Consider the following 11428-nt stretch of genomic DNA (forward strand, 5'->3'; position numbering starts at 1 on the left):
CTGATTGCAAAACGTTACTGAGAAAACCTATCATTTGCACCTGGAGTCGCATTTGCGCAAGGAGTTCCCGCGCCGCCCCTATTTTTCTCACCGGCCGCGTGCCTCCAGGTCCCTACATGCCCGCTCCAGCTCGACTCGCCGTCCCGTTTCGCCCGACGCTTCTCGCTTTGCTGTGCTCCCTGACTGTCACCGCTCACGCCGCTGAAGGCGATAACCAAGCGCTGGTGCTGGACGACGTCAACGTCAATGCTCAGGCCCCGACGCCGAACGCTCTGCCCCCGGTTTACTCAGGTGGTCAGGTCGCCCGTGGTGGCCAGCTCGGCGTGCTCGGCAATCAGGACATGATGGACGTGCCGTTCAGCGCCGCGTCCTACACCGAACAGCTGATTCAGGATCAACAGGCCGAAAACGTCGCCGACGTGCTGCTTAACGATTCTTCAGTACGTCAGGCCTCGGGTTTCTCCAACCAGGCACAGGTTTTCATGATCCGCGGCCTGCCGCTGAATGGCGACGACATTTCCTATAACGGCCTGTACGGCGTGTTGCCACGGCAGATCATTTCCACTGACGCCCTGGAGCGCGTGGAAGTGTTCAAAGGCCCGAACGCATTTATCAACGGCGTGACCCCGACCGGTTCCGGCATCGGCGGCGGCGTCAATCTGCAACCGAAACGTGCCGGTGACGTGCCGTTGCGTCGGTACACCACCGACATCAACAGCGAAGGCCGCATCGGTCATCACTTCGACATCGGCCAGCGCTTCGGTGAAGACAACCGCTTCGGCGCCCGGATCAACCTGTCCCAGCGCGAAGGTGACACCGGTATCGACCACGAGAACCAGCGCTCGAAACTGTTCGCCATCGGCCTCGACTATCGCGGTGATGCCCTGCGCATTTCCGGTGACTTCGCGTATCAAAAAGAACGCGTCAACGGTGGTCGCAACTCGGTCAACCTCGGCACTGCCACGCACATTCCCGACGCGCCATCGGCCGACACCAACTACGCGCCGAAGTGGGGTTACACCGACATCGAAGACACCTTCGGCATGCTTCGCGCCGAGTACGACCTGAACGACAACTGGACCGCCTATGCAGCCGGCGGGGCCAAGCACACCCGCGAAGTCGGGCGTTACAACTCGACCACGTTGGTTGGCAACAGCGGCACGTCGTTTACCACGGGTTCGTTCATCCCCCACGATGAAGACAACACCAGCGTGATGGCCGGCCTCAACGGTAAATTCAACACTGGCGCGGTCAGCCACAAGCTCAACTTCGGCCTGACGGGCATCTGGGCCGAACAGCGCAGCGCCTATGATTTCGACCTGACCAAATACGCCAACAACATCTACCACCCGGTGCAGACACCGTCGCCGGTCGGTAACTTCTCCGGTGGCGACTTGAATGATCCGGGTATCGTCGGCAAGACCTTCAACCGCAGCATCGCGATTTCCGACACCCTCGGTTTCTTCGATGATCGCCTGCTGGTCACCGCCGGCCTGCGTCGTCAGCAATTGGTCGTGCAAGGCTACAACTACGCCAGTTGGGGCAGCGGCGACCGCAAGTCGAGCTACGACGAATCGATCACCACGCCGGTGTATGGCGTGGTGTTCAAGCCGTGGGAACACGTGTCCTTCTACGCCAACCACATCGAGGGTCTGGCCCAGGGCCCGACATCGCCGACCAGCACCGGCGGCTTCCGCGTGACCAACGGCAACGAAGTCTATGCACCGGCGCGTTCCAAGCAGACCGAAGTCGGGGTGAAAGTCGACATGGGCACTTACGGCGCTAGCCTGGGCGTTTATCGCATCGAACAGCCAAGCGATGGTTACTGCGAAATCGACAGCGCCACCACCTGCACCTACGTACGTGAAGGCGAGCAGGTCAACAAAGGCGTGGAAATGAACGTGTTCGGCGAGCCGATCCAGGGCCTGCGCCTGATCAGCGGCCTGACCCTGATGGACACCGAACTGAAGAACACCCTCAACGGCGCCAACGACGGCAACCGTGCGATTGGTGTGCCGACCTTCCAGTTCAACGCTGGTGCGGATTGGGACGTGCCGGGTCTGCAAGGTGTCGCGTTGAATGCGCGGATGCTGCGCACCGGCGGTCAATACGCCGACGCGGCGAACAACCTCAGCCTGCCGACCTGGAACCGCTTCGATGCGGGCGCGCGTTATGCGTTCAAGGTGTCGGAGAAGGACGTGACCGTGCGTCTGGGCGTGGAAAATCTGGCGAACAAGAAGTACTGGGAATCGGCTCAGGGTGGTTATCTGACTCAGGGTGAACCACGGGTTGCCAAGTTGTCCGGCACTATTGATTTCTAACGCTGAAAAAAGCCCCTCACCCTAGCCCTCTCCCGGAGGGAGAGGGGACTGACTGGAGTGTTCTTTCGAGTTACGCCGACCTGAACCATCGTGTCGAACTCAGGTTTTGAACGGCCCCCAAATCGGCTCCCTCTCCCCTCACCTTTTATAGGAGAGGGGACTGACTGGAGTGTTCTTTCGAGTTACGCCGACCTAAACTTCGAGTCGAACTCAGGTTTTGAAAAGCCCCCAATCGGCTCCCTTTCCCCTCACCTTTTATAGGAGAGGGGACTGACTGGAGTGTTCTTTCGAGTTACGCCGACCTGAACCATCGTGTCGAACTCAGGTTTTGAACGGCCCCCAAATCGGCTCCCTCTCCCTCGGGAGAGGGCTGGGGTGAGGGGCCCGGATCTACGCCACGCAACAGCCTCCCAGCCGAACACCCAAAAAAGGCCCCACACCTCACCGCTGCGGGGCCTTTTTCCGTCTGGCCGATCAACTGGCCACCCTCTCCTTCTGATCCATACTTGCTGCACACCAAACGGAGGACAGGCCCATGAACCGCAGCGACGTTCTGATCATCGGCGCCGGCCCGACCGGACTGGTGCTGGCCCTGTGGCTGAGCAAACTCGGCGTACGCGTACGCATCATCGATAAAACCTCCGCGCCCGGCACCACTTCGCGAGCGCTGGCGGTGCAGGCGCGCACCCTTGAGTTGTATCGCCAACTGGATCTGGCTGACACCGTGGTACGCAACGGCCATCGTGTGGCGGCAGCAAATTTCTGGGTCAACGGCAAACCGGTCGCACAGTTGCCGCTGAACCGCATCGGCGAAGGTCTGACACCCTACGCGTTCGTCGAAATCTTCCCGCAGGATGAACATGAACGGCTGCTGATCGAGCGCCTCGAAGACTACGGCGTGACTGTTGAGCGCGATACGACACTGGAAAGCTTTGAAGAAACCGGTGACGGCCTCACCGCGCATTTGCGCCTGCCCGATGGCGAACAGGAAATCTGTCAGGCCTGTTATCTGGCCGGTTGTGACGGTGCCCGCTCAGTGGTGCGCAAAACCCTCGACAGCGGTTTTCCCGGCGGCACTTATCAGCAGATTTTCTACGTGGCGGACGTCAAGGCCAGCGGCCCGGCGATGAACGGCGAGCTGCACCTGGATCTCGATGAAGCGGACTTTCTCGCCGTGTTCCCGCTGGCCGGCGAAGGCCGCGCAAGGCTGATCGGCACCGTGCGTGACGAACGTGCGGATCGCGCCGAAAGCCTGGAGTTTTCCGATGTCAGCAGCCGTGCCATCGAACACCTGAAAGTGCATATCGAAGACGTCCACTGGTTCTCGACCTACCGCGTGCATCACCGCGTGGCCGAGCATTTTCGCAGTGGCCGCGCGTTTCTGCTCGGCGATGCCGCGCATGTGCACAGCCCGGCGGGCGGTCAGGGCATGAACACCGGCATTGGCGACGCGATCAATCTGGCATGGAAACTTGCCGCCGTGCTCAGCGGTGCCGCTGAACCGAGCCTGCTCGATAGCTACGAAACCGAACGCATTGCCTTCGCCCGCAGGCTGGTGTCGACCACCGACAAGGTCTTCAGTTTCGTCACCGCCGAAGGGCGGATGGCTGATCTGCTGCGCATGCGCGTGGCGCCGTTTCTGATCCCGAAAATGGCTTCGTTCGAGGCCAGTCGCGAGTTCCTCTTTCGCACCGTGTCGCAAGTCACCCTCAACTATCGCGGCATGCCGCTGAGCCAGGGCACAGCCGGCCATGTGCACGGCGGCGACCGCTTGCCGTGGGCGCATGATGGCGAGGGGGATAATTACGAACCGCTCAGACAGCCGTGCTGGCAGGTGCATGTGTACGGCGACACCAGCGACGAAATGATCGCCTGGTGCCAGGAACATCATTTGCCGCTGCATGTGTTTGACTGGCGCCCGGCGTTCGAAACGGCGGGGTTGGGGCGTAACGGTTTTTATCTGCTGCGCCCGGATACGTATGTGGCGATTGCCGAGAACAGCGCGGATCCAAAAGTGATCGAACGCTATTTCCGCGATCACGGCATCCGGACCTACTTCAACTGCCCCTGACACACCACAAATCAAATGTGGGAGCGAGCCTGCTCGCGAAAGCGTCGTGTCAGTCAACACTAATGTCAGCTGATAAACCGCTTTCGCGAGCAGGCTCGCTCCCACAGGGTGTAATGCGTTGGTTGTCAGATCCCGGCCAATGCCAGATCCATCGCAAAATAAGTGAAGATCAAATCCGCACCCGCACGCTTGATCGCGCCCAGGCTCTCACGCACCACACGATCCTCATCAATCGCCCCGGCCTGCGCGCCGAACTTGATCATCGCGTATTCACCACTGACCTGATACGCCGCCAGCGGCAGGTTCGAGGCTTCACGAATGTCGCGGATGATGTCGAGGTAAGCGCCGGCTGGTTTGACCATCAGCGCATCGGCACCTTCCTGCTCGTCGAGCAGCGATTCGCGCAGGGCTTCGCGGCGGTTCATCGGGTTCATCTGATAACTTTTGCGATCGCCTTTCAGCGCGCTGCCTCCAGCCTCGCGGAACGGGCCGTAGAGCGCGGAAGCAAATTTGGTCGAGTAGGCCATGATCGGGATCTGGGTGAAACCGGCGGCGTCCAGCGCTTGGCGAATCGCCCGTACCTGACCGTCCATCGCTGCCGATGGTGCGATCACATCTGCACCTGCGTGGGCTGCCGCCACGGCTTGTTTGCCGAGGTTGATCAGGGTCTGGTCGTTGTCGACCTCATGGTTGTGCATCACGCCGCAGTGACCGTGATCGGTGTATTCGCAGAAGCAGGTGTCGGACATCACGATCATGTCCGGCACGGCATCTTTGGCAATGCGCGACATGCGCGAGACCAGACCGTCTTCGCGCCAGGTGTCGCTGCCGTTGCTATCGAGATGGTGGGACACGCCGAAGGTCATCACCGACTTGACGCCGGCACGGGCATAACGCTCGATTTCGCTGGCCAGTTTGCGCTCGGGAATGCGCATCACACCCGGCATGCTTTTGATCGGCACGAAGTCATCGATTTCTTCCTCGACGAAAATCGGCAGCACCAGATCATTCAGGCTGAATTCGGTTTCCTGGAACAGGCTGCGCAGGCTCGCATTGCGGCGCAGACGGCGGGGACGTGCTTCGGGGAACTGACTGGACATGGGGCCTTTCCTGAAAACGGCAGATGAGACGAAAGTCGTAGGGGGCGAAGCTTATGCCTTGCGGGGGGTGGGGTACAAACCTGGATCAATCAAGAGTGCATTACCGGGGGTGCAATAATCCTCAAGCACACCCGAATCACCTGTGGGAGCGAGCTTGCTCGCGAATACGTCGAATCAGTCAACTTATCTGTTTTCTGATACACCGCATTCGCGAGCAAGCTCGCTCCCACAGGGTTATCTGGACATCCCGAAAATCATGAAGGAATGGTCAGGCCTCTAACCACGGCCGGGCGGGCGAGGAAGCGCTCCAGCACACGGGTGACATTCGGAAAGTTGCTGATGCCCACCAGATCACCGGCCTCATAAAACCCGATCAGGTTACGCACCCACGGAAACGTGGCGATATCGGCGATGGTGTAACGCTCGCCCATGATCCAGTCACGGCCATCGAGCCGGCCGTCGAGCACTTTAAGCAGACGTTTGCTTTCATCGACGTAACGATCACGCGGGCGCTTGTCCTCGTAGTCCTTGCCGGCAAACTTGTTGAAAAAGCCGAGCTGGCCGAACATCGGGCCGATGCCGCCCATCTGGAACATCAGCCACTGAATGGTTTCGTAACGCAGAGCGCCTTCCTGCGCGAGCAACTGGCCGCTTTTGTCGGCCAGGTAAATCAGGATCGCCCCCGACTCGAACAGCGGCAGCGGCTTATCTTCGGGACCATGGGGATCGAGGATCGCCGGGATCTTGTTGTTCGGGTTCAGCGACAGGAACTCGGCGGACAGCTGGTCATTGCTGTCGAAAGCGACCTTGTGCGGCTCGTACGGCAGGCCGATTTCTTCGAGCATGATCGAGACTTTGACGCCGTTGGGCGTCGGCAAGGAATAGAGCTGAATCCAGTCAGGGTACTGCGCCGGCCATTTCTGGGTGATCGGGAACGCGGACAGATCGGTCATGGGAAGCATCCAGTCACAATTTAAAGCCCGATCATAATTCAGAGCCGCCGCAGGCTGTGAGCTTTTGGCCAATGCTCGCCCGCATCATTCATCGATAAGACTATCCAGCCGCATGTATTCAATTTTGCTGCGATACCACGCTTGCAGGCTTTTGGCCGCAAAAAAAATACTGTCGGCATTGTTCGCGGCCATGTGCGCGCGTAGTTGCGAATTGGCATTGAAAAGCCCAACCGCCTCATCAAGCTCCACATCGTCGGCAATTCCCAGGTAATCGCTGACACCGAACAGGAAGCTGTCGTGATAGTCACTGGTGGCTTGCATGTATTCGACTGTCAGCCCACCGCGCATGATCGCGTCGGAAACGCTCCGTTCCGAGATGTCGTAGACAATCTGCGGGGCCGAATCCAGCAAAGTCTGCAGATTATCGTGCAGATAGAAAAAATCGGCAGCGTTCGGCCCGATGGCCTTGAATCGATCGACCCTGTTGGTGTGCAACATTTCATGGCCCAACGACACACTCAACATACCGCGCTTCATGAATTTGCGATTGATGAAGAACCGACCATGAAAATCCCTTTTGTACATCCATGCCGAGCTCTGGTTGTCGACATTGACGCCGATGAATTTATCGCCGCCCCAAACACCTTGATACTCCCTGGAAAGCGCCAGGCTGCGCGAGACTGAATCAGCGAATTGCGCGGCAATGGTTCGGTGGTCAGCACCAAAAAAGTTTTCGTAAACCGTATCGGCATCTGGCAGCTTCATTGCGATGACGTCGTTGGCATCAGCGAACACGGTTTCGACCACTCGCAACTCCGAGCGAATGAGTTCGGCCTGTCTGGGCGAAAAATGAGTCAACCCACGGGCAACCAGAGTGACATCCATTAACGTATCGCGCTCGATCGAGTCGTCGTTACCATCATGAGCCCGGTTTTTTTGCGGCGAATCACTACTGAAACCGCGAATCAGCTCATCAATATCGATATCAATGACATCGCCCTTGTCAGGGGGCGATTGAGCGCCTTCAAGCTTCCATAGCCTGTTTTGCGGATCATAGGCCAGCGCCGGCCCCGAAGCGGTCAACTCAGACGTCAATGTTGCCCGAAACTCGCCGGCTGTTCCGGTTCGCCGAACCAGAACGATCTCCCCCGGGGCGATATCTGCGTACAGGCGATCCTTGATCACCCTCAAACCCTGTGCATTGGCCGCAGGCAAACTGGCGGGCGCTTTCAAGCGATAGTCGTCAAGTGACTGGACCACGGAACGAATCGGCAAAACCTCGGCAGACTTCAATGGAGAAAGCCTGACACGGGCAAGCGATTCCGGTTGATTGGCAGCAGGCTCCTGCACTTGATTGTCATCAAAGTGAGAAGTCTTCCTCGCCGGCCCGTCACCGGGGAGCACGCCGCGGCCCCTTTTACGACCTGTGCTTGCGTCTCCCGGTCCGAGGCCGGGCGACGAGGAGGTGGCGGTTTTACGAACGATGACCATGAAAATCCTTATTCAAGAAAGTTGCCAAACGAATAGTCGGGCAGACGTCGCGATAAACGCCTATTGCACATACGCCATTGCAATCGATTACAAATCGCCACGTGCGGTACATATGTATTGCACCTGCGAGGTCGTTTTATGCGTTCTTGTGGATATGGATCAAAAGGTCGTCTACAGCCGCTTCGAACCGTAACATCCTGTCGCTAACCTGTGCCCAAGCCGTGGAAGTTTGCCGCTAAAGTGCGACGCACTCGCAAGGATCGAACCAATGGCCCTCAGGGGACTCTGAGCTATGCCTTTGTTGCAGAGGAAGCCGTTCATGACAGGGAAAACACCCGGTGCTGGGAGCCCGTGGTGTAAAGGTTTGTCAGCCTTAATTGAATCAGCTGAAGAACTTTCTATTTCATGACGAACCTTATGCGATTCGCCAAACGCTTCAAACACCGTGCGTATGTGGCCCTGCCTTCCCTGCTGGCCGTCAGTGCACTGTTCCTGTCGCTTGAGTCCAGCGAAAGCCGCGCGCAACCGGCGGATGGCACCCAGACGCTGGTGTTCCTGCGCCATGCGGAGAAGCCCGAGGGCGGTCTCGGCCAGCTCAACTGCCAGGGCCTGAACCGCGCCATCGACCTGTCGACGCTGCTGCCGGAAAAATTCGGCAAGGCCGATTACGTGTTCGCCGCCAACCCGACACGCAATGTCGAGGAAGGTGAGCTGGACAACTCCTACAGCTACATTCGCCCACTGATGACCATCAGCCCGGCGGCGATCAAGCTCGGCCTGCCGGTGAACATCGAATTCTCGGCCAACGACACCAGCGATCTGGCCCGCGAACTGCTTGAAGACAAGTATCACAACTCGACGATTTACACCGCGTGGTCCCACGGCTATCTGCCGGAGTTGATCAACAAGGTGGCTGGCAAAGCGGTCGGCGAAAAACAGAACATCACCGAGGACTGGGCGGGCAACGATTTTGACTCGCTGTATGTACTGACGCTGACCTGGCACAACGGCAAGGCCAGTCTGCAGAGCCACAGCTACAAGCAGGGGCTGGATCATGGCAAGGAAACCTGCCCGACCTGATTGCTGTGTAGTCTGACCAGGCCCTTTCGCGAGCAGGCTCGCTCCCACAGGGGATTTGTATTTCACGCAGATCCAATGTGGGAGCGAGCCTGCTCGCGAAGGGGCCAGCCGCTAAAACCTCAACCTTTCTGGCTGACCCGCTCACGCAAATACTCCAGCACTGCCCCACGCGCCCCGGCAAACTCGATCCGCCCGCCCTTCTTCTCACGCTGAAACACATACATCGGGTCGTAATACTCACGCAGCAACCCTTCGATCCAGCCCCGATGCAAGTCCACCGCCCCGCTTCGCCCCTGCTCGATCAACGCCTCTTCCATCAACAACAGCATCCGCCGATGACGCTCGCCACCGAGGCGTTTCTGCACATTATTGAGGCTTTCCAGCAGACGTTCAGAGAACAGCGTAAAGCCCTCCTCGCCATGCACCGTAGAGAACTCCGCCGACAGATCCACCACATAATCCCGCAGAATCCGCTCGACGCGATCGTCAAAACTGTCCTCCAGCCAGACCATCGGGTACTGCTGCATGCCCTGATACAGCGGCAGCGGCAAGGCGCAACTGCCCACCACCCGGCTCTCGTCTTCCAGTACAAACTGTGCGATACCCGCGTCGCGTTTCTTGAGAATGTCGATGGCCAGGCGATTCTCAAAATCGATGTTCGACGGCTGCCCGGTGGCGCGCTTGCCGAAGCTGGAGCCGCGATGGTTGGCGTGGCCTTCCAGGTCCAGACCATTGCGCAACTGCACCAGCACTTCGGTCTTGCCAGTGCCGGTCATGCCGCCGAGCAGGACGAAATCACACTGTGTGATGGCCTGTTCAAGGGTGTCGATGAGGAAGTTGCGCATTGCCTTGTAGCCGCCGCCGACACGCGGATAGTCGATACCGCCTTCGTCACGCAGCCATTGCTGGGTGATCTGCGAGCGCAGGCCACCGCGAAAACAATAGAGATAACCGTCAGGATGGGCGCGGGCAAAATCGGCCCAGGCCTGGATGCGCTCGGCTTTCACCGTGCCCGAGACCAACTGATGGCCCAATTCGATGGCAGCTTGCTGACCGTGCTGCTTGTAGCAGGTGCCAATCTTCTGCCGTTCGACGTCGTTCATCAGCGGCAGGTTGATCACACCGGGGAACGCGCCTTTGTGATACTCGACCGGCGCGCGGGCGTCCATCAGCGGCCGGTCGTTGAGGAAAATATCACGGTAGTCAGTGCAGTCGCGGAGCATCAAATCATCTCGACTGCGTTCGTCTGTCGCTCAACCAGTTCGCCGATTGGTGCAAGGCTCAGGCCCAGTTCGGCGGCGACGGCGAGGAATTCTTCATTGCCTTCAGGCGTCACCGCGATCAACAGACCACCGCTGGTTTGCGGGTCACAGAGCACGCGTTTATGCAGTTCCTGCACGCGGCCAACCTTGCTCGCATAGCTGTCAAAGTTGCGCAGCGTACCGCCGGGCACGCAGCCCTGATCGAGGTAATACTCGACGCTGTCCAGACGCGGCACGCGGTCATACGCGATGCGCGCGGTCAGCTTGCTGCCATCCGCCATTTCCACCAGATGCCCGAGCAGACCAAAACCGGTGACGTCGGTCATCGCCGTAACGCCAGCGAGTTTACCGAAACGACTGCCGGGTTTGTTCAGGGTGCACATCCAGTCGCGGGCCACGCCGACATCGGCGGCGCGCAATTTACCCTTCTTCTCGGCGGTGGTGAGGATGCCGATGCCCAGCGGTTTGGTCAGGTACAGCAGGCAGCCGGCGGTGGCGGTGTCGTTGCGCTTCATGTGGCGCTTCTCGACCAGACCGGTGACGGCGAGGCCGAAGATCGGTTCCGGCGCATCGATCGAGTGCCCGCCGGCCAGCGGAATGCCCGCCGCGTCGCACACCGAACGGCCGCCGCGAATCACTTCACGCGCCACTTCCGGCGCCAGCACATTGACCGGCCAGCCGAGAATGGCGATGGCCATCAACGGATCGCCGCCCATCGCATAGATGTCGCTGATCGCATTGGTCGCGGCGATGCGGCCGAAGTCGAACGGGTCGTCGACGATCGGCATGAAAAAGTCCGTGGTCGAGACCACACCGCGCTCGGCATCGATCTCGTACACCGCCGCGTCATCACGCGAGGCATTGCCGACCCACAGTTTCGGATCAAGGTTCTGCGCACCGCTGCCGGCCAGAATCACTTCCAGCACCTGCGGGGAAATTTTGCAGCCGCAACCGGCGCCGTGGCTGTATTGGGTCAGACGAATCGGCTCGCTCATGGGGGAGTCTCAGGCTGTTGATGGGGCCGATTCTAGCAGAGCGCAAGGCAGCAAATTTTTGCACCGACTGAGCGGCCCCTTCGCGAGCAGGCTCGCTCCCACATTTGGAACGCAATCCCCTGTGGGAGCGAGCCTGCTCGCGAAGGCAATAGAGC

The 11428-nt window shown here is 59.3% G+C and carries 8 protein-coding genes; 3 read left to right on the plus strand and 5 right to left on the minus strand.

Features of this window, described 5'->3' with window-relative positions:
• Positions 1 to 116 precede the first annotated feature (116 nt).
• Both ACZ0A4_RS13545 and ACZ0A4_RS13550 read left to right on the plus strand, forming a co-directional pair.
• Positions 117 to 2321, plus strand: a complete 2205-nt coding sequence (locus ACZ0A4_RS13545; RefSeq protein ID WP_463575125.1) for a TonB-dependent receptor — start codon at positions 117 to 119, stop codon at positions 2319 to 2321.
• Between the two features lie 535 nt (positions 2322 to 2856).
• Positions 2857 to 4392, plus strand: coding sequence for an FAD-dependent oxidoreductase (locus tag ACZ0A4_RS13550; protein ID WP_463575126.1), 1536 nt, complete (start codon positions 2857 to 2859; stop codon positions 4390 to 4392).
• A 125-nt stretch (positions 4393 to 4517) separates the two neighbouring features.
• Here the strand turns inward: ACZ0A4_RS13550 and hemB are convergent, their stop codons facing one another.
• From hemB to ACZ0A4_RS13565, 3 genes are all read right to left on the minus strand, one after another.
• The gene (hemB, locus tag ACZ0A4_RS13555; protein WP_463575128.1) at positions 4518 to 5492 is read right to left on the minus strand and encodes a porphobilinogen synthase; all 975 of its coding nucleotides are present in this window, start codon (positions 5490 to 5492) and stop codon (positions 4518 to 4520) included.
• Positions 5493 to 5746: 254 nt separating this feature from the next.
• Entirely contained in the window at positions 5747 to 6445 is a 699-nt protein-coding gene (locus ACZ0A4_RS13560) for a glutathione binding-like protein (RefSeq protein ID WP_463575129.1), read from the minus strand.
• 84 nt (positions 6446 to 6529) lie between these two features.
• Positions 6530 to 7936: a hypothetical protein gene (locus ACZ0A4_RS13565; RefSeq protein WP_463575131.1), complete on the minus strand. Its 1407-nt coding sequence runs from the start codon at positions 7934 to 7936 to the stop codon at positions 6530 to 6532.
• A 405-nt stretch (positions 7937 to 8341) separates the two neighbouring features.
• Here ACZ0A4_RS13565 and ACZ0A4_RS13570 point away from each other — a divergent pair, with 405 nt between their 5' ends.
• Positions 8342 to 9016 (plus strand): hypothetical protein, encoded by a 675-nt coding sequence (locus ACZ0A4_RS13570; RefSeq protein WP_016985322.1) that lies wholly within the window; start codon positions 8342 to 8344, stop codon positions 9014 to 9016.
• Between the two features lie 119 nt (positions 9017 to 9135).
• Here ACZ0A4_RS13570 and mnmH read toward each other — a convergent pair whose 3' ends face one another.
• Positions 9136 to 10239, minus strand: coding sequence for a tRNA 2-selenouridine(34) synthase MnmH (gene mnmH / locus ACZ0A4_RS13575; protein WP_463575134.1), 1104 nt, complete (start codon positions 10237 to 10239; stop codon positions 9136 to 9138).
• Positions 10239 to 11273: a selenide, water dikinase SelD gene (selD, locus tag ACZ0A4_RS13580; RefSeq protein ID WP_463575135.1), complete on the minus strand. Its 1035-nt coding sequence runs from the start codon at positions 11271 to 11273 to the stop codon at positions 10239 to 10241. The genes mnmH and selD overlap by 1 nt, the downstream gene beginning before the upstream one ends.
• Between the last annotated feature and the right edge of the window lie 155 nt (positions 11274 to 11428).

Source organism: Pseudomonas sp. AC172 (assembly GCF_979258595.1).